The organism is Actinomycetota bacterium, from assembly GCA_004297305.1.
Classification (GTDB): Bacteria; Actinomycetota; Actinomycetes; order S36-B12; family FW305-bin1; genus FW305-bin1.
On the sequence record SCTR01000007.1, the window covers coordinates 27,361 to 45,424 of the forward strand.

Below are 18,064 nucleotides of genomic sequence, written 5' to 3' on the forward strand. Positions count from 1 at the left end.
CACAGCAGCGAAGCGGCGGCCGCGAGCCGCCGGCGGGCGGGCGGTCGGGCAGGATGGCCGCGTGCGGTTGACCGAGTTCTGGGCCAGGCTCGAGGCGGCACTGGGCCCGTCGTACGCCCGGTCCTGGGCACACGACCACGTCGTCGCGGCGCTCGGCGGGCGCACGGTCGACGAGGCGCTGGATGCCGGGGTAGAGGCGAAAGCGGTCTGGCGGGCCGTCCACGCGGAGCTCGGCTTGCCGGCCCGGGACCGCTGACCCGATAGGAGCTGAGCCGGTAGCAGCCGACTCGGTAGCAGCAGCCGGGCCACCAGCCGCTGCGGCGTGTCGCTGTCATCGAACAGGTGTTCGTTCTAGGGTGAAGCTGTGGGTACGGCGCCCCCAGGGGTGTCGTGGCCGGCAGGGATGTCGGACCGCCGCCCTAGCGTGCGTCCGGCATCAATCGTTCTCGCCGAAGGAGCCCCTCATGGCTGCGACCCCTGACCGTTCCGTGGCCTCTCGGCCGAACGACAGAGAGAAGGCGCTGGATTCTGCGCTGGCGCAGATCGAGCGTCAGTTCGGCAAGGGTTCGGTGATGCGGCTGGGCGACGACGGCCGCGCTCCCATCGACGTCATTCCGACCGGTTCGATCGCCCTCGACGTCGCACTCGGGATCGGCGGTCTTCCGCGGGGCCGCATCATCGAGATCTATGGCCCGGAGTCGTCCGGCAAGACCACCGTCGCCCTGCACGCGATCGCCAACGTGCAGCGTTCCGGCGGGATCGCGGCCATGATCGACGCCGAGCACGCACTCGACCCGGAGTATGCCAAGAAGCTCGGTGTCGACCTCGACAGTCTCTATGTCTCGCAACCGGATACCGGCGAGCAGGCACTGGAGATCTGCGACACGCTCGTCCGATCGGGGGCGCTCGATCTCGTCGTCATCGACTCGGTTGCCGCTCTGGTTCCGCGAGCGGAGATCGAGGGCGAGATGGGCGACAGCCACGTCGGCCTGCACGCTCGTCTCATGAGTCAGGCGCTGCGCAAGATGGCCGGCGCGCTGAGCCAGACCAACACCGCGGCGATCTTCATCAATCAGCTGCGGGAGAAGATCGGCGTCATGTTCGGTTCGCCGGAGACGACGACCGGTGGCCGGGCCCTGAAGTTCTACGCCTCGGTTCGTCTCGACGTCCGGCGGATCGAGACGTTGAAGGGCGGGACCGAAGCGGTCGGCAACCGCACGCGCGTCAAGGTCGTGAAGAACAAGGTGAGTCCGCCGTTCAAGCAGGCGGAGTTCGACATTCTCTACGGCGAGGGGATTTCCCGTGAGGGGAGTCTGATCGACATGGGCGTCGACCACGGCATCGTGCGCAAGTCGGGCGCGTGGTTCACCTACGAAGGCGATCAGCTCGGCCAAGGCAAGGAAAACGCACGGACCTTCTTGCGAGACAATCCTGATCTGGCTGACGACATCGAGAAGCGGATCAAAGAAGCGCTGGGCATCGGTGCCCGTGTCGATGCTCCGGCAGTGGACTCGCCGGCACCGATCGACATCTGAATGTGAGTTCTGTCGACATCGCCGGGCGTACGCCGATGCCTGTCGACCAGCACGATGGCGGCGCCGCCGATCTGGAGGCGGCGGCGCGCACCATCGTGCTCCAGCGATTGACTGCGTCCGCGCAGACTCGGGCGCAGCTGGAGGCCACGCTGGCACGCCGCGGTGTGCGACCGGAGATCGCAAAGACGGTGCTGGACCGCCTGACCGAGGTCGGCCTGGTGGACGACGTGGCATTCGCTCACGCCTGGGTCCAGTCCCGGCATGCCGGCCGAGGGTTGTCGGCCCGGGCGTTGGAGCACGAACTGCGGCAGCGGGGTATCCCGCCGGAGGTCATCACCGAGGCCGTCGCCACAGTCGATTCGGCGGCCGAACGGCAACGGGCGGCCGACCTGGTCGCTCGCGTGATGCGCCGGACCGCGGGTTTGGCCGTCGATGTTCGCCGTCGCCGGCTCACCGCGATGCTGGCGCGCAAGGGCTATCCGCCCGCGGTCGCGTACGCCGTGGTCCACGCGGCCCTGCGCGGCCAGGAGTCTGTCGATGCGGAACTGGCCGATCCGGAGTTCGTCGACTGAGCGCAGCAGTCGGACTGATAGGCGCGGTACTGACAGGCGGGTTATTACAGGCGCGCTGCCAACAGGGAAGGGGCGCGCGGCGGTCGCCGGAGCGATGGCGTCAGGTGTCGGTGGAGTTCTCACCGAGCCGGGCCACGCCGCGCGCGAACGAATCGGCCAGCGCCGTGAAGGTCTGCAGGTCGTCAGTCGAGAAGTCGGCGACGATGCGCTCGATCACCGAAATCCTGGCGTCGGTGAGGGCGCGGACGGCATCCCGGCCCGCGTCGCTGAGCGATACGACAGTGCGTCGCCGGTCGTGGGGGTCGGCATTGCGGACGACCAGACCCTCCGCCTCGGCATCGGCGAGCAGCCGGCTCGCCGTCGATTGATCCAGTTGCATGGTGGCGGCCACGTCCTTGACCGAGATCGATGTTCCGGTTGCCGAGAGGTCGGCGATTTTCTGACAGGCCAGAAGCTTGGCCAGGTCGATCCGGCGTCCCAGGCGTTCGGCGATGTAGCTCTGAACCGGCGGCCGGGTGAACAGCAGTCGAAGTCCGTCCAGCACGTCGCCGAGCAGATTGACCGCAGCCAATCGTTCGGCCCGCTCCGTTCCCGCTTCGTCCGGTCCCGGCGCCTCGGGGTCGGTCGGCGCTTCCAACGTGGCGTCGACGGAACGCGCAGCTGACGTCTGCGGAGGACCGGCAGACGGACGGCTCGGGCGCTGCCACACTGGCGACGACGATTCGGTGCCCGCAGCACGCCGGACCGCCGGTGCGACGGGAGTCACCCCGGGCGGCCTGGGCAAGTCATTTGCATGTGCCACACATACACTCTAGCCTCGGCGATCACAGGTGGCGACCGGAGCCATCACTGAGGGGAGCACGCGCATGGGTGGGTTGTCACGGTGGGCGGTCCTGCACCCGAAGTCGGCGATCTTGGGGTGGTTCGTCCTCATGGTCGTCGTCTTCGTCGGTGGCGGGGCTGCGGCCGGCACGCTCAACGACTCGTTCAACCTTCCGGACACCGAGTCCACCACCGCCCAGACGTTGCTCGAGTCCAACGGCACCTCCCAGGCGGCGTTCGGCAACACCGCCAAGGTGGTGTTCTCGCCGTCCACCGGCACCGTGACCGACCCCGCGGTGGTCCAGCGGGTGACGACCCTCGCCAACGAGATCGCGGCCGTCCCCTCCGTCGAGTGTGTGCAGAACCCCTTGGGCCAGAACGTCGGCGCCAAGTGTGCGGCCGATTCCGGTGTGCCGGACCTGTCGAAGCTCACGCCGGCGCAGCAGGCCGAGGCAGCCAAGGCCCTCGCCGTCTTCTCGCCGATCAGCCCGGACAAGTCCGTCGGCTACCTGACCGTCGACTTCGCCGGAGCGGCTGAGGACGTTCCGGTCGATGACGCCACCAAGGTGCTCAACCTGGTCAAGGCGGCCAACGGATCCACCGTCGGCAACGCCACGCTGACCGTGGGCGCCAACGGTGACGTCCTCACCTTCGCCGGTCAGGAGCCGCCCAGCAGCGAACTCATCGGCATCCTGGTCGCGCTGATCATTCTGCTGTTCGCTTTTGGCTCCGTCGTCGGCGCGATTCTGCCGATCTTGTCGGCCACGATCTCGCTGAGCCTCGGCTTGGTCTTGGTCAACGTCGCAGCGCGTTGGCTCGACGTCGCGACCTTCGCGCCGATCCTCGCCTCGATGATCGGGCTCGGCGTCGGCATCGACTATTCGCTGTTCGTGATCAACCGGTTCCGGCAGGCACTCGACGTCGGCCGGACCTCGCGCGAGGCCGCGCTCGAGGCCGTCCGAACCGCAGGCCGCGCCGTCCAGTTCGCGGCGGTCACCGTCGTCATCGCCCTGCTCGGCCTGTTCATCCTGCGCATCAACTTCTTCAACGGCCTCGCTGTCGCGGCTGCCGTGACGGTGTTCATGGTCATGCTCGGTGCCTTGTGGTTGCTGCCGGCCTTCCTGTCACTGGTCGGGCACCGTGCCTTCGGCGTGCGGATGCCGTGGGTGTCGAAGCTGGCGCCGCACGTCGCCCCGCCCATGAAGGGCGACAAGCACCCCGGCATCCTCGCCGCGTTCCGCGCCGTGGGGATCGGCGTTCGCTGGTTCTTCTGGATCCTGTTCTTCCCGATCTCGCTCATCGGGCTCGCCTGGCACAAGCTCACCAGTGGACGTGCCCACGAGCACGGCAACGCCTTCGCCCGGCACGGCAACCGGCTGCAGCGGCACCCGTGGCTGATCGGCGGTTCGGCGTTCATCGTCATGATGCTGTTCGCCATCCCGGCGTTCTCGATCCGGCAGGGCTTCGCCGATGACAGCGGTGCCCCGGTCGGCAGCCCGGCCAAGATCGGCTACGACCTGCTCAGCGAGGGCTTCGGCCCGGGCAGCAACGGGCCGTTCTTCGTCGCGGCGCAGCTGCCGGCACCCGGCCAGGCCGCGGGGGTACCGGCACTGGTGCAGGCACTCGCCTCGGCTCCCGACGTGGCTCAGGCCGTGGCAATCCCGAACTTCACCGATCCGGGCGCCGACGTGGTGTCGATCATCGTCGTGCCGAAGTCGGCGCCACAGGACGAGGCCACGTCGGATCTGCTCTCGACTCTGCGCTCCGACGTGATCCCGCAGGCGACGGCGTCGTCGGGGATCAAGGCCTATGTCGGTGGGACCCAGGCGATCACGCAGGACTTCACCACCGTCCTCGTCGAGAAGCTGCCGCTGTTCCTCGCGGTCGTCGTCGGTCTGGGCTTCCTCGTGCTCGTCGTCCTGTTCCGGTCTCTGGTTGTCCCGCTCACCGCGGTTCTGACCAGCCTGCTCTCGCTCGGGGCGGCGATCGGGATCACCGTCGCCGTGTTCCAGTGGGGCTGGCTGACCAGCGTGTTCGGTGTGACCGCGACCGGGCCGATCTTCCCGTTCCTGCCGATCATGTTGTTCGCGATCCTGTTCGGCCTCTCGATGGACTACCAGGTGTTCCTGGTGACCCGGATGCAGGAGGAGTGGCTGCATCGGGGCGACAACCGGGCCGCCGTTCGACGTGGCCTGGCCGGTTCCGGTCGGGTCGTGGCGATCGCGGCGGCGATCATGGGCTCGGTGTTCGCCGCGTTCATTCCGACGAACGTGACGTTCATCAAACTGTTCGGCGTGGCCCTGGCCTCCGCCGTGCTCCTCGACGCGTTCGTCGTCCGGCTCATCATCGTGCCGTCGCTGATGACCGTGCTCGGCCGGGTGAACTGGTGGCTGCCCGGCTGGCTGGACAAGATCATTCCGCATGTCTCGGTGGAGTCCGAGGAGGACTACGAGGCCGAGGCGGCGGCGATCGAGGATGTTCCGGAGGACGAGCTGGAAAGTGCCGGCGAGCGGTAGCGGCGCCGGCGCGCCGTAGCCTGTGACGGTGACACGCACCTACGAGGTCCGCACGTTCGGTTGCCAGATGAACGTGCACGACTCCGAACGCCTCTCGGGCCTGCTCGAGGACGCTGGCTACACCTCAGCTGCACCCGGGTCGACGCCGGATGTCCTGGTCCTCAACACCTGTGCGGTCCGGGAGAACGCCGACAACCGGCTCTACGGTAACCTCGGCCAGCTCCTGCCGGTCAAGGCCGGCCATCCGGGGATGCAGATCGCCGTCGGTGGTTGCCTCGCGCAGAAGGACCGCGGCGAGATCACCCGGCGGGCACCCTGGGTCGACGTCGTCTTCGGCACGCACAACCTCGGTTCGCTTCCGGTGCTGTTGGAACGCGCCAGGATCGCCGAAGAAGCGCAGGTCGAGATTCTGGAGCACCTGCAGGAGTTTCCCTCGACGCTGCCGACCCGGCGGGAGTCGCCGTACGCCGCCTGGGTCGCGATCTCGGTGGGCTGCAACAACACCTGCACGTTCTGCATCGTGCCGTCGCTGCGTGGGACGGAGAAGGACCGCCGTCCCGGCGATGTCCTCGCCGAGGTCGAAGCGCTGGTGGCCGAAGGGGTTCTGGAAGTCACCCTGCTGGGGCAGAACGTCAACGCGTACGGCGTGGAGTTCGGCGACCGCGGCGCGTTCGCCGACTTGTTGCGAGCCTGCGGGGACGTCGAAGGACTCGAGCGGGTCCGCTTCACCAGCCCACATCCACGCGACTTCACCGATGACGTCATCGATGCCATGGCGAACACCCCGAACGTCATGCCGCAGTTGCACATGCCGCTGCAGTCCGGCTCGGACGCCGTGCTGGCCCGCATGCGCCGCTCTTACCGGCAGGAGCGCTACCTCGGCATCGTCGAACGGGTACGTGAGGCGATTCCGCAGGCCGCCATCACCACCGACATCATCGTCGGGTTCCCGGGGGAGACCGAGGCCGACTTCGCCGAGACGCTCGCCGTCGTCCGGGCGGCCCGATTCGCCAGCGCCTTCACCTTCCAGTACTCCCCGCGTCCCGGGACGCCCGCGGCCACCATGCCGGACCAGGTGCCGGCCGAGGTCGTGGCGGAGCGCTATCAGCGGCTGGTGGCCATCGTCGAAGACGTCGCCTGGGCGGAGAACCGCGCCCTGCAGGGCGAGATCGTCGAGGTGCTGCTGGCCGAAGGGGAGGGGCGCAAGGACGCCGCCACCCGACGGCTGTCGGGGCGGGCGCGTGACAACCGGTTGGTCCACGTCGCCGTCCCGAGCGACGGGCAGCCGCGGCCCGGTGATCTGGTCACCGCGCGCGTCACGTACGCCGCGCCGCATCATCTGGTCGCCGATGAGGTGCTGGGTGTCCGCGCGACCCGGGCCGGCGACGCCTGGCAGTCGCGTGCCGCAGCGCCGCCGGACGTCGCGCCATCGCCCACGAGGGTTGCGCTCGGCATGCCGCAGGTCAGGCCGGCCGGCGCGACAGCCGATTCCGCCGTGGCCCTCGCCTGACCACCTGCGGGCGGCGGCAGGGCGGGCTCTAAGGTCGTCGCCATGATCGACGCGGTGGTGTTCCTTCCCACGGCGCCGATCGTCGTGCCGGAGATCGCCGGCGCTGCCGCCCCCGAACTGGACCATCTCCGGGCGGCGGCCGACGAGACGTTGGCCGGGGTCCTCGGCCCAGCTGCTCCCGATCGAGTGATCCTGCTGGCCGTCGCACCGCAGCCGTGGGACGTCACCGACACCACCAACCCCGCCGCGGGTGACTTCGCGGACCTGGGTCTCAACATCGACCTCACCGTTGAGGTCAACCACGGCGCCGCGGCTATGAATGCCGATTGGCTGGTCCCACTGGGGCTACGGCTCGGCGCCTGGCAGCTGCAGCGGGTGGGGTGGTCCGGCGCGGTGCGAGCAGTCGCGGTCGCGGCCACCGCGACGGATGCGGAGCTCGACGCGACGGGGTCGGCGCTGGCCACCGACCCCGGCGAGCGCGTGGTGCTGGTGGTGATGGGAGACGGTTCCGCTCGACGCGGAGTCGCGGCGCCCGGCTATCTCGATCCCCGGGCGGAGGCCTACGACAAGGAGTGGCTCGAGTCGATCCGCGACGGCGATCCGGCCGCTCTGGCCGACCTCGACCGCGACGTCGCTGCTGAACTGCTGGTCGGTGGGGCGCCTGCCTGGCGCGCCGCAGCGGCCGCGACCGCGCAGGCGGACTGGGACGCCCATGTCGCCGTCGAGGAAGCTCGGTACGGCGTGGCCATGGTGGTCGGCAGCTGGCGACGGGTGCCCGACACGGTGTCCCCGCGCCCGGCGGCCGCCCCCGGGCGCGAGGACCGGGAGCGGCCGTTGCGGCGCGGCTGACGCCCGGCCGGCGTCAGACCGACGGGTCAGCCGGCGGGGTCTTGTCCTCGCCGCTCTTCAACGCGTCGACCGCCTTACCGGTGAGGTCGTCGACCTTGTCGGTGACAGTGGTGATCTTGCCGCCGGTCTTGTCGTCGACGAAGTCCGTGCCCTTCTCGACCGCGCCAGTCACCTTGTCTCCGTGCTGGTCGGCGAGGCCGCCGACCTTTTCCTTGAGGTCGCCAGCGATGTCCTTGGCCTTCTCGGCAACCTCGCTGGCGACGTCCTTTGCCTTGTCGGCGAACTCGCCGGCCTTCTCCTTGAAGTTGTCGAACGTTCCGCTCACGACTGAGCTCCTTCCCTGACGCCTGAAGGGACCAACCTAGGGGAGGATCCCGGCCATGACACCCGACCTGGGGACACCCGACCTGGGGACACCCGACTCGGGGGAGCCCACCCCACGGTCGGGTGCGGTGCACCCGGGCACGCCACCGGATCGGGCGCCAACGACAGCCGGACGGCCGACCGGTGACGCGCCGAGCGTCGTGGCGATCGTCGGCCCGACCGCCACCGGCAAGTCCGACCTCGGCATCGCCGTCGCCGAAGCCGTCGGGGGTGAGGTCGTCAACGCCGATTCCATGCAGCTGTACGACGGCATGCGGATCGGTACCGCCACGGTCCCCGAGCAGCAGCGCCGGGGCGTGCCGCACCATCTGCTGGGCGTCTGGGACATCCAGGATCCCGCCAGCGTCGTGCGCTACCGCCGCCAGGCCCGCGACGTCATCGACGAGTTGCTCTCGCGGGGCGTCACCCCGGTCCTGGTCGGCGGTTCCGGGTTGTACGTCAGCGCGGTTCTGGACGACCTGGAGTTCCCGGGCACCGATCCCGCGGTGCGGGCGCGGTGGGAGTCGGCCCTGGCCGACCGCGGATCGGTTGCGCTGCATGCCGAACTGGCCGCCGTCGATCCCGCGGCGGCCGCGGCCATCCTGCCCAGCAACGGCCGTCGGGTGGTCCGGGCGCTGGAAGTGGTCGAGCTTCACGGCTCCTTCGTCGCCACGTTGCCGCCGTCGCAGCCGGTGTACCCCTCGGTCCGGCTGGGCTTGGAGTTGTCGCGGCCGGAGCTCGACGCCCGCATCGACGCCCGGGTGCAGCGGATGTGGGCCGAGGGCTTGGTCGACGAGGTACGGCGCCTGGTGGAGCGTGGCCTGCGAACGGCGCCGACCGCATCCCGTGCGCTCGGCTACGCCCAGGTGCTCCGCCTGCTCGCCGGAGAGTACGACGAGGCCACCGCCCAGGCCGAGACCGCTCGCGCGACAAGGGCTTTCGCCCGGCGTCAGCAGCGCTGGTTCAGGCGCGACCAGCAGGTGCACTGGCTCGACGCCGCCGCCGGCGACCTCGTCGACCGCACGGTTGGCGCGGTGGCTCAGCGCGCGGGGACCTCGCGGTAGAACTCGGTGCCGAACACGTATCGGTACAGCGGCATCGGCAGGCGCAGGAACGCCGCGAGCGTGCGGTCGGCGCCGTCCGCACTGGCCTGGCTGGCGTGTGCGGCCATCGCGGCTCGTTTCGCGGCGGCGAACCGGCGTACGTCGACCCGGTGGGTGATCTGCGCACGCGGGGTGAACGCCCGCTCGAAGGTCGTCGGGTCGAATTCCGGTGGGAACCGATACACCTTGCCCACCAACGAGATCGCCCGGGTCAGCGCCTCGCGGGGAACTGTCGCCTCGAACAGTCGTGGTGTCCCCGCGATCGCCGCTGCGGCAGTTCCGACCCGGTGTACGGCGACGTGGTCCGGGTGTCCGTAGCCGCCCGCGGCGTCGTACACCGTCAGCACGTCGGCGGACTCCTGCTGCAACAACGAGGCGAGACCGCCGGCCGCGTCGGCCGGGTCGGCCCGGCTGAACGGGACGGGGCCGCCCGGCGGCGGTGTGGCCGTGCCGTCCAGGCCGGAGTCGGCGTACCCCAGCTCCACCACCCGGGCGACCCCGAGCGCGGCGGCAGAGGCGCGCAGCTCGGCCCGGCGGCGTTCGCCGAGACCGTCGCGTAGCGCGGCGGCGGCCAGCCCGGCTTCCCCAGCGGTCGCGACGACGAGGACGACCCGGTGTCCCGCCGCCGATGCCCGGGCCATGGTTCCCGCCGTCAGCAGTGCCTCGTCGTCGGGGTGAGCGTGAAAGAACACCAGCGTCTGCGGCACGACCCCATCCAACCCGAGCGGCGTTTCCCTCCGCGCAAGGCGTTCCCGTCCGCGCACGCCGGCTCCCCGTGGCGCCCGGCCTGAGCTCCGGCCGGCGGCAGCGGCCCCCGGTATGGCGTGGCCGGGGAGAGGAGGTCGCGCCGCCGCTGGGACGTCCCGGCGGTCAGGACCGGCGACTACCCTGCCGCCCGACACCGAACTGACGACGCGGGCGGCTCGACGAGGCCCGTCCCGGACCAGGCGAGGAGCGGCGTGAGGATCGCGCACGTCAGCGACTGCTACGCCCCGCGGCTGGGCGGCATCGAGGTCCAGGTGGGCGAACTGGCCCGTCGCCAGGTCGAGGCCGGCGACGAGGTCCGGGTGCTCACCGCGACGCGGCTGGGCGCGGACCACGACGGCGCGGACGGTGTGGTGGTGCACCGGATCACCGCCCGCGTCCCCTTCGACCTGCCGGTGGCGCCCCGCACTCACCACCACGTCACCGACGTGCTGCGCCGCCACCGCGTCGACGTCGTCCATGTCCACGCCGGTGTCGTGTCGCCGTTCGCCTGGTCCGGGCTCAAGGCCGCGCTGGACCTCGGCATGCCCACCCTCGTCACGGCCCACTGCGTCTGGGGTCCGCTGGCCACACCGGGCTTCCGGCTCGCCGAGAAGGTGGTGCGGTGGAGCAGCGCCGGCGCGCAGTTGTCGGCTGTCAGCGACGTGGCCGCCGCACCGATCCGTTCCGTCGCCGCTGACGGCGCGTCAGTGTTGGTGCTGCCCAACGGAATCGACCCGTCACGGTGGCAGGTCGAACACCGGCCCCGTGAGCCAGGTGTGCTGCGGGTCGCCGCGGTCATGCGGCTGGCGCCCCGCAAGCGGGCGGTCCCCTTGGCGGTCATCCTGCGCAACGCCGCCGACGCGCTCGCGCCCCAGGTCCGACTGCGGGCCACCGTCGTCGGGGACGGACCTGACCGCGCCCGGCTGCAACGCCACGCCGGCGGCGCCGTACGGCTGCCCGGGCGGCTGTCGCACGACGCGATCCGGTCGCTGTACGCCACCACCGACGTCTTCGTGCAGCCGTCGGTACGAGAGTCGTTCGGGCTGGCTGCACTGGAGGCGCGTGCCGCGGGCCTGCCGGTCGTCGCGCGGAGCCAGGCCGGTATCGGCACCTTCGTCCGTGACGGGGTGGAAGGCCTGCTGGCCGCCGACGATGCCGGGCTGACCGCCGCGCTGGTCCGGCTCGGCCAGGACCCGGTGCTGCTCGACCGGATCAGCGACCACAACCGGCAGACCCCGGTGGTCCAGGACTGGCCGCACGTGCTCGCTGCGACCAGGGCGGCGTACGCCGCCGCCGGAGCGACGGCGGCTTGACCCCGGACCACCGCTTGACCTGACCGGAGCGGGCCCGGGACGCCTAGGCTGCCAGCGTGACTGCCGACGCCCACGCCTTCGTCACCGGGCTGCCGCCGGCCGACGGCCTCGGTCACCGCGGGCTGCCCTTCCTCAAGGCGCACGGCACGGGCAACGACTTCGTGATCCTCGACGACTCCGACGGCCGGCTCGACCTCACCCCGGGCCTGGTCGCCGCGATCTGCGATCGCCACCGCGGGGTGGGTGCCGACGGCGTCCTGCGCGTCGTGGCCAGTGGGGCCGATCCGGTCAGCGCCGGCCAGGTCGCCGCCGCGCCGTACTTCATGGACTACCGGAACTCCGACGGCTCGCTGGCTCAGATGTGCGGCAACGGCGCCCGGGTCTTCCTGCGGTATTTGGTGGCCGCGAAACTGTGTCCTGCCGGCTGGATCCCGTTCGCGACCCGCGCCGGCGTCCTGCGCGGCTACGTCCCGCCGGTGGGCGACGTCGTCGTCCAGATGGGACGCCCGCAGCCGGGCGAGCCGACGGCCGCGCCGCAGGTCGCCGTGCCCGGGAACCGTTGGCCTGCAGCCGCTGTCTTCGCACCCAACCCGCATGCCGTGGTGTTCGTCGACGACCTTGCCGACGCCGGCGACCTGCGGCAGGCGCCGAGGGTCGAGCCATCCACGGCGTTCCCGGACGGGGTGAACGTCGAGTTCGTCGTCACCCGCGGCCAGGCCCACCTCGCGATGCGCGTCCACGAACGCGGCTCGGGGGAGACGCTGTCGTGCGGGACCGGGGCGGTCGCGGCGACCTGGGCCGCCCGGCGACGTGACGGCGCGTCGCCGGAGGCTCGCTGGCGGGTCGACGTGGGCGGCGGGACGCTGTGGGTGACCGAACGCGAGGACGGGTCGTTCGAGTTGGCCGGGCCGGTCTCGTTCGTCGCCCGCGGCGTGCTGAGTCCCACCTGGCTGGCCGAGGTCACCGGCTGAGCCCCGCCTGGCTGGCGGAGGTCACCGGCTAAGCCTCCCGTGGCTGGCCGAGGTCACCGGCTGAGCTGGGCCGGCGCGACGTTCGCCGGCGGCGAATCGGCACTGCGCCGGGCGGCGTCGCGTGCGACCCTGGAGCCGATGACTGAATCCGTGCCCCAGGCGCCCCTGCGCAGCGCGCCGTACGACGAGGACCCCGACCTGGGGTCGTTGCAGCTGGAGGACCGCCAGGCGCTGCGACGCGTCGCCGGCCTGTCGACCGAACTCGAGGACGTCAGCGAGGTCGAGTATCGGCGCGTCCGGCTCGAGCGCGTCGTGCTGGTCGGAGTCTGGACCGAGGGGACGCTGCGCGACGCGGAGCGTTCGCTGCAGGAACTCGCCCGGCTGGCTGAAACTGCCGGCTCGATCGTGCTCGACGGCGTCGTGCAACGCCGCGACCGCCCGGACGCCGCGACGTACATCGGGTCGGGCAAGGCCCGCGAACTGCGCGACATCGTCGCCGCGACGGGAGCGGACACGGTGATCTGCGACGGCGAACTGACCCCCGGGCAGCTGCGCGAACTGGAGGACGTCGTCAAGGTCAAGGTCGTGGACCGGACCTGGCTGATCCTGGACATCTTCGCCCAGCACGCCCGCAGCCGAGAGGGCAAAGCTCAGGTCTCGTTGGCGCAGATGCAATATCTGATGCCGCGGCTGCGCGGTTGGGGCGAGTCGCTGTCCCGGCAGGCCGGTGGCCGGGTCGGTGCCGCTGGCGGCGGTATCGGGACCAGAGGCCCGGGCGAGACGAAGATCGAGACCGACCGGCGGCGGATCCGTACGCAGATGGCGCGGCTGCGCCGGGACATTCGCGATATGGCGACCGCCCGGACCACCCAGCGTGCGCACCGGCGCCGCCACGCCGTCCCGGCCGTGGTGATCGCCGGGTACACCAACGCCGGCAAGTCCAGTGTGCTGAACCGGCTGACCGGCGCCGGCGTGCTGGTGCAGGACGCGCTGTTCGCCACGCTGGATCCGACCGTACGGCGGGGCCGCACCGTCGGTGGACGCGAGTTCACGTTGACCGACACCGTCGGTTTCGTCCGGCATCTGCCGCACCAACTCGTCGAGGCGTTCCGGTCGACCCTGGAAGAGGTCGCCGAGTCGGACCTGGTGCTGCATGTCGTGGACGGGTCCGATGAGGCTCCGGAGGAACAGATCCGGGCGGTCCGTGAGGTCCTCGCCGATATCGACGCGACGACGGTCACCGAACTGATCGTGTTCAACAAGGCCGACGCCGCCGACCCGTTGGCGTTGGAACAGGTCCGCCGGCAATACCCCGGCTCGTTGGTGGTCTCGGCACGGACCGGCGCGGGTTTCGAGGAGTTGTCGCGGCGGATCGAACAATTGCTGCCACGGCCCCGCGTCGAGGTCGAGGTCGTCGTGCCGTACGACCGCGGTGACCTGGTCTCCCGGGTCCATCGTGACGGCGAGGTTCTCGAACTCGATCACCTGTCGGCCGGCACGCGACTGGTCGCGCGGGTCCCGGCCGGGCTCGCCGGCGAACTTCGCGCCCTCGCCTGAGCGCGCAGCGGCCTCGCTCGCCGCGTCGGTGTCCCCAGGCCGCGACGCCGAGCTGGTTGCCGGCGATGACTCTGCGACCATGCCGGGGTGACCGGTGCCTCCGATGGACGTCGATCCAGCGCAGCGCCCGGCGAGCTGGCCGCCGACGGCCCGGCGACCACGTCGACCTCGAATGCGGCCACAGCGGGCCCGCACGTGCTGCGGGCGCTCGCTGCCGCCGTCGACGCCCTGGGTGGCGAGCACCGCAGTGGTCAGGTGGCGATGGCCGAGGCCGTGGCTTCGGCGCTGGACGGCAACCGACATCTGCTCGTGCAGGCCGGGACGGGGACGGGCAAGTCGCTGGCGTACCTGGTCCCCGCGCTGCTGCACGCCCGCAGTGGCAGCGGCCGGGTCGTCGTCGCCACGGCAACCCTGGCCTTGCAGCACCAGCTGGTCGAGCGTGACCTGCCGCGGCTCGTCGATGCCATCGAGCCGGTGATCGGGCGTCGGCCGGTCTACGCCGTACTCAAAGGCCGGCAGAACTACGTGTGCCTGGACCGGCTGCACCGAGCTGGCCCGGACGACGACACCGCCGCGCTGTTCGACGCGCCGCAGACGGCGCTGGGCAAGCAGTCCGTGGCGCTGCGGGAGTGGGCCGAGCAGACCGACACCGGCGATCGGGACGACTATCCGGACCCGGTCGACCCTCGGGTGTGGCGCGGCTTGTCGGTGTCGAGCCGGGAATGTGTCGGCAAGGCCCGCTGTGGGTTCGGCGAGGAGTGTTTCGCCGAACGCGCCCGCGATCGCGCTCGCGAGGCCGACGTCGTCGTCACCAACCACGCGCTGCTCGCGATCGGTGCGCTGGAAGGCATTCCGGTCCTGCCCGAACACGACGCGGTGGTCATCGACGAGGGTCACGAACTGGTCGACCGGGCGACGGCGGCCGTGACGATGGAGCTGAGTTCCCGCACCGTCGAACGCGCGGCCGGACGTGCCCGGCGTAGTGCGGAAGACGAGGTGGTGGACCGACTCGCCGACGCCGGCGACGACCTGGCAGAGGCGCTGCAATCGCTTGCTGGCCAGTCAGTACGCCGCATCCAGGGCGCCGACGGACCGTTGGCCGCGGCGCTGGTCGAGGTGCGGGACGCCGCCCACGCCGTGATCACCGCGATCAACCGGACGAAGCTCGACGCCAGCGACGCCGAGGGAATCGCCCGGCGGCAACTGGTCCGGGCCGCGCTGGACGAGGTCCACGATGCGGCGGTGCGGCTGTCGGACCTCACCGAGCACGACGTCGCCTGGTTGGACGCGGGCGAACAGCGGACGCCGGCACTGAAGTTGGCCCCGTTGTCGGTGTCCGGGTTGCTCCGGCTGGCCCTGTTCGAGCAGTCCACCGTCATCGTGACCAGTGCGACGCTGACGCTGGGCGGGTCGTTCGACCCGCTGGCCGCCTCCTTCGGTCTGGCCGGACCTGCCGCCCCGCGGTGGGACAGCCTGGATGTGGGTTCGCCGTTCGACTTCGCCCGGCAGGGCATCCTCTACGTCGCAGCGCATCTGCCGTCGCCGGGCCGTGACGGGCTGCCTGAGGAAGCGCTCGACGAACTCGGAGACCTCGTGGCGGCGGCCGGCGGCCGGACCCTGGCGCTGTTCTCGTCGTGGCGCGCCGTCGACCGGGCGGCCGACTACCTGCGGGTCCGGTTGGGGGAGAAGGCACCCGGTCCGCTGCACGTGCAGCGCCGAGGCGACAGCGTCGGAGATCTGGTCAAGCGCTTCGCCGCGGACGAGCGTTCCACGCTGCTGGGCACGCTGTCGTTGTGGCAGGGCGTCGACGTCCCGGGACCGGCGTGCACGTGTGTGGTGATCGATCGCATCCCGTTCCCGCGTCCGGACGATCCGTTGGTCGCCGCCCGGCAACAGGCCGTGGACGACAAGGGCGGCAGCGGGTTTCGCGCGGTGAGCGTGCCTCGGGCCGCCCTGCTGCTGGCCCAGGGGGTCGGGCGGTTGATCCGGGGCGGTGACGACCGGGGGGTGGTGGCCGTGCTCGACCCGCGGCTGGCGACGGCCGGCTACGGCGGTTTCCTGCGGGCCAGTTTGCCGCCGTTCTGGTACACCGTGGACGGCTCGCTGGTCCGTGCCGCACTGACCCGGCTGGACGCCGGTTTCACCGAATCCGATCGTCCCGGTGCTGTTCTCAGCGGCGCTGGTCGTGCCGGCTCCGGGGCGAACGAGGACTCCACCGGTTAGCGACGATGATGGGCGCATGGATCAGGACGACGTACGCCGGATCGCCCTTGCGCTGCCGGAGACCGAGGAAGCGACGGACCGCTTCGGAATCGGAATCCGGCACAACGGCAAGCTGAAGAAGCTCGCCTGGGTGTGGCTCGAGCGTCTGCAGCCCAAACGGTCTCGGGTGCCCAATCCGACGGTGCTGGCCGTCCGGGTGGCCGGTGAGGCCGAGAAGCGCGAACTGGTCGCTGCCGACCCACGGATCTACTTCACCGAACCGCACTACGACGGCTATCCCGCCGTCCTGGTGCGGTTGGCCGAGATCGACGAGCCGGAGCTGACCGAACTCCTCCTCGACGCCTGGCGGGCGGCCGCGCCACCGGCGCTGCAGCAAGCTCACCGGGCGGAGTCGCCGGCCGATCCTCGGCAGCCTCGCAGCTGACGGCAGCCGACGGCCGCTGCTCCGCGCCAGCCAGCGACCGGCTGGCGAGTCGTCATGGAGTGGGCGTTCGAGCTCACACTGAGTAGGGCGTTCCAGCCGACACTGAGTGGGGCGTTTGAGCGGACGGTGAGGGGGAATCCCCAGCGCACCGGTACCGCCGTGTGGCGGTGCCTGCTGCGGAGGTGGGACATGTCGGATACGCGCCCAACGTGGTCGAACGATCCCGGTGTGGTTCCCCGGACGTTGGCTCTGGTCTTCGGGATTGTCTACCTGGTCGTCGGGATCGTCGGCTTCTTCATCACCGGGTTCGACAACTTCGCCTCGCACACCGACGAGCATCTGCTGTGGTTCGAGATCAACCCGCTGCACAACGTGGTGCACATCGTCATCGGTCTCGCCGGAATCGCTCTCGCCAGTAGCCTGACCGGTGCCCGCACCTACGGCTGGCTGCTGTTCGCCGGGTACGGCATCGTGTTTGTGTACGGCCTCTGGGCGGTCGGACGGACCGGGAACGAGAACTTCCTCAGCATCAACAGCGCGGACAATGTCTTGCACGGCGTGACCGCACTGATCGGCCTGGTGATCGCGCTGTGGCCGATCCGCGCTGACGCCCGGTCGTCGGTCGACCGCAGCATCAATCCCACGCTGTAGCCCGAAAGCTCGCTCCTTCTCGGCGGTCGCTCGGTTGCGTGCTCGGCTCGGCGGTCGTTCGGGGGTTGCGTGCTCGGCGTTGCTAGACCTTGCGCAGCACGGCGACGACGCGGCCGAGCACCCGGCTGTGATCGCCGAGAATCGGCTCGTACGCGGGGTTGTGTGGCATCAGCCAGACGTGGCCGTCGCGGCGCTTGTAGGTCTTGACGGTCGCCTCGTCGTCCAGCAGGGCAGCAACGATGTCGCCGTTCTCCGCTGTGGGCTGGGATCTGACGACGACCCAGTCGCCGTCGCAGATTGCCGCGTCGACCATCGAGTCACCCACTACCTTGAGCAGGAAGAGTTCACCGTCGCCCACGACCTCGCGCGGCAGCGGGAAGACCTGTTCGACGGCCTGCTCGGCCAGGATCGGACCGCCGGCAGCGATCCGCCCGACGACCGGGACGTACGCCGCCGCGGGGTGGGCGTCGCCGCTGCCGGTCTCGTCGTACGCCGCTTCGCCGGGCAGCAGAACCTCGACCGCCCGCGGGCGGTGCGGGTCACGACGCAGAAACCCTTTGGCCTCCAAGCTCTTCAGCTGGTGCGCGACGCTGGACGGTGAGGTGAGGCCGACCGCCTCGCCGATCTCGCGGATGCTCGGCGGATAGCCGCGGCGTTCGACTGTCTCCCGGATGACCTCGAGCACGCGTCGGGCTCGTGGCGTCAGCCCGTGGATGTCCGGAGGGCCATCCGGAATGGGGATCACCGCGCCGGACTCACCCGCGGTGCTCGACTGTGGCGACGCCGTGCCGATCGAGCCGCGCGCGGCGGTCGGAGTGGTACCGGTACGGCTGCGGCGCTCGGCCACGGGGGCTCCCTTGTTCGTGTCACCTCGGCGCTTGTGTGAGCGGCCTGCTCTGTCTGTCGGA

General features: G+C 70.8%; 17 protein-coding genes. 13 read left to right on the plus strand and 4 right to left on the minus strand.

Translation table 11 applies throughout. The annotated features are described in order from the left end of the window. Positions 1–61: 61 nt before the first annotated feature. The 3 genes from EPO13_05815 (at position 62) to EPO13_05825 (ending at position 2,107) form a co-directional block, all read left to right on the plus strand. Positions 62–256, plus strand: a complete 195-nt coding sequence (locus EPO13_05815) for a DUF3046 domain-containing protein (GenBank protein ID TAK69408.1) — start codon at positions 62–64, stop codon at positions 254–256. A 232-nt stretch (positions 257–488) separates the two neighbouring features. Further along, positions 489–1,535 (plus strand): recombinase RecA, encoded by a 1,047-nt coding sequence (recA, locus tag EPO13_05820; protein TAK69735.1) that lies wholly within the window; start codon positions 489–491, stop codon positions 1,533–1,535. Positions 1,536–1,570: 35 nt separating this feature from the next. Continuing rightward, entirely contained in the window at positions 1,571–2,107 is a 537-nt protein-coding gene (locus tag EPO13_05825) for a regulatory protein RecX (GenBank protein ID TAK69736.1), read from the plus strand. Positions 2,108–2,207: 100 nt separating this feature from the next. Here EPO13_05825 and EPO13_05830 read toward each other — a convergent pair whose 3' ends face one another. Next, the gene (locus tag EPO13_05830) at positions 2,208–2,744 is read right to left on the minus strand and encodes a MarR family transcriptional regulator (GenBank protein ID TAK69409.1); all 537 of its coding nucleotides are present in this window, start codon (positions 2,742–2,744) and stop codon (positions 2,208–2,210) included. Between the two features lie 229 nt (positions 2,745–2,973). Here EPO13_05830 and EPO13_05835 point away from each other — a divergent pair, with 229 nt between their 5' ends. Genes EPO13_05835 through EPO13_05845 form a run of 3 tightly spaced genes read left to right on the plus strand, consistent with a single transcriptional unit; the run spans position 2,974 to position 7,804 of the window. Continuing rightward, on the plus strand, positions 2,974–5,445 hold the full coding sequence (locus EPO13_05835) for an MMPL family transporter (protein TAK69410.1): 2,472 nt from the start codon (positions 2,974–2,976) through the stop codon (positions 5,443–5,445). Positions 5,446–5,467: 22 nt separating this feature from the next. After that, positions 5,468–6,955, plus strand: coding sequence for a tRNA (N6-isopentenyl adenosine(37)-C2)-methylthiotransferase MiaB (miaB, locus tag EPO13_05840; protein ID TAK69411.1), 1,488 nt, complete (start codon positions 5,468–5,470; stop codon positions 6,953–6,955). A 42-nt stretch (positions 6,956–6,997) separates the two neighbouring features. Next, positions 6,998–7,804, plus strand: coding sequence for a hypothetical protein (locus EPO13_05845; GenBank protein TAK69412.1), 807 nt, complete (start codon positions 6,998–7,000; stop codon positions 7,802–7,804). Positions 7,805–7,817: 13 nt separating this feature from the next. On the opposite strand, the gene EPO13_05850 is transcribed toward EPO13_05845, so the two are convergent. Next, positions 7,818–8,033: an antitoxin gene (locus tag EPO13_05850; protein ID TAK69737.1), complete on the minus strand. Its 216-nt coding sequence runs from the start codon at positions 8,031–8,033 to the stop codon at positions 7,818–7,820. A 151-nt stretch (positions 8,034–8,184) separates the two neighbouring features. Between EPO13_05850 and miaA the strand changes: the two genes are divergently transcribed. Further along, positions 8,185–9,231, plus strand: a complete 1,047-nt coding sequence (gene miaA / locus EPO13_05855) for a tRNA (adenosine(37)-N6)-dimethylallyltransferase MiaA (protein ID TAK69413.1) — start codon at positions 8,185–8,187, stop codon at positions 9,229–9,231. Here miaA and EPO13_05860 read toward each other — a convergent pair. Further along, complete coding sequence (locus tag EPO13_05860; GenBank protein ID TAK69414.1) at positions 9,207–9,977, minus strand: PIG-L family deacetylase; 771 nt, start codon at positions 9,975–9,977, stop codon at positions 9,207–9,209. The genes miaA and EPO13_05860 overlap by 25 nt on opposite strands. Positions 9,978–10,229: 252 nt before the next feature. Here EPO13_05860 and EPO13_05865 point away from each other — a divergent pair, with 252 nt between their 5' ends. The 6 genes from EPO13_05865 to EPO13_05890 all read left to right on the plus strand — a co-directional run bounded on the left by EPO13_05865 (position 10,230) and on the right by EPO13_05890 (position 17,156). Then, a complete protein-coding gene (locus EPO13_05865) occupies positions 10,230–11,330 on the plus strand; it encodes a glycosyltransferase family 1 protein (GenBank protein TAK69415.1) in 1,101 nt (366 codons plus the stop codon). Positions 11,331–11,452: 122 nt separating this feature from the next. Beyond that, positions 11,453–12,301 carry a diaminopimelate epimerase gene (locus EPO13_05870; protein ID TAK69738.1) on the plus strand — a complete coding sequence of 283 codons (849 nt, stop codon included), beginning with the start codon at positions 11,453–11,455 and terminating at the stop codon, positions 12,299–12,301. Between the two features lie 138 nt (positions 12,302–12,439). After that, positions 12,440–13,858 (plus strand): GTPase HflX, encoded by a 1,419-nt coding sequence (gene hflX / locus EPO13_05875; protein ID TAK69416.1) that lies wholly within the window; start codon positions 12,440–12,442, stop codon positions 13,856–13,858. A 261-nt stretch (positions 13,859–14,119) separates the two neighbouring features. Continuing rightward, positions 14,120–16,081: an ATP-dependent DNA helicase gene (locus tag EPO13_05880; GenBank protein ID TAK69739.1), complete on the plus strand. Its 1,962-nt coding sequence runs from the start codon at positions 14,120–14,122 to the stop codon at positions 16,079–16,081. Between the two features lie 16 nt (positions 16,082–16,097). Beyond that, positions 16,098–16,505, plus strand: coding sequence for a hypothetical protein (locus tag EPO13_05885; GenBank protein ID TAK69417.1), 408 nt, complete (start codon positions 16,098–16,100; stop codon positions 16,503–16,505). Between the two features lie 189 nt (positions 16,506–16,694). Then, the gene (locus EPO13_05890; protein TAK69418.1) at positions 16,695–17,156 is read left to right on the plus strand and encodes a DUF4383 domain-containing protein; all 462 of its coding nucleotides are present in this window, start codon (positions 16,695–16,697) and stop codon (positions 17,154–17,156) included. Between the two features lie 82 nt (positions 17,157–17,238). Here the strand turns inward: EPO13_05890 and lexA are convergent, their stop codons facing one another. Further along, positions 17,239–18,003: a transcriptional repressor LexA gene (gene lexA / locus EPO13_05895; protein TAK69419.1), complete on the minus strand. Its 765-nt coding sequence runs from the start codon at positions 18,001–18,003 to the stop codon at positions 17,239–17,241. Positions 18,004–18,064 lie beyond the last annotated feature (61 nt).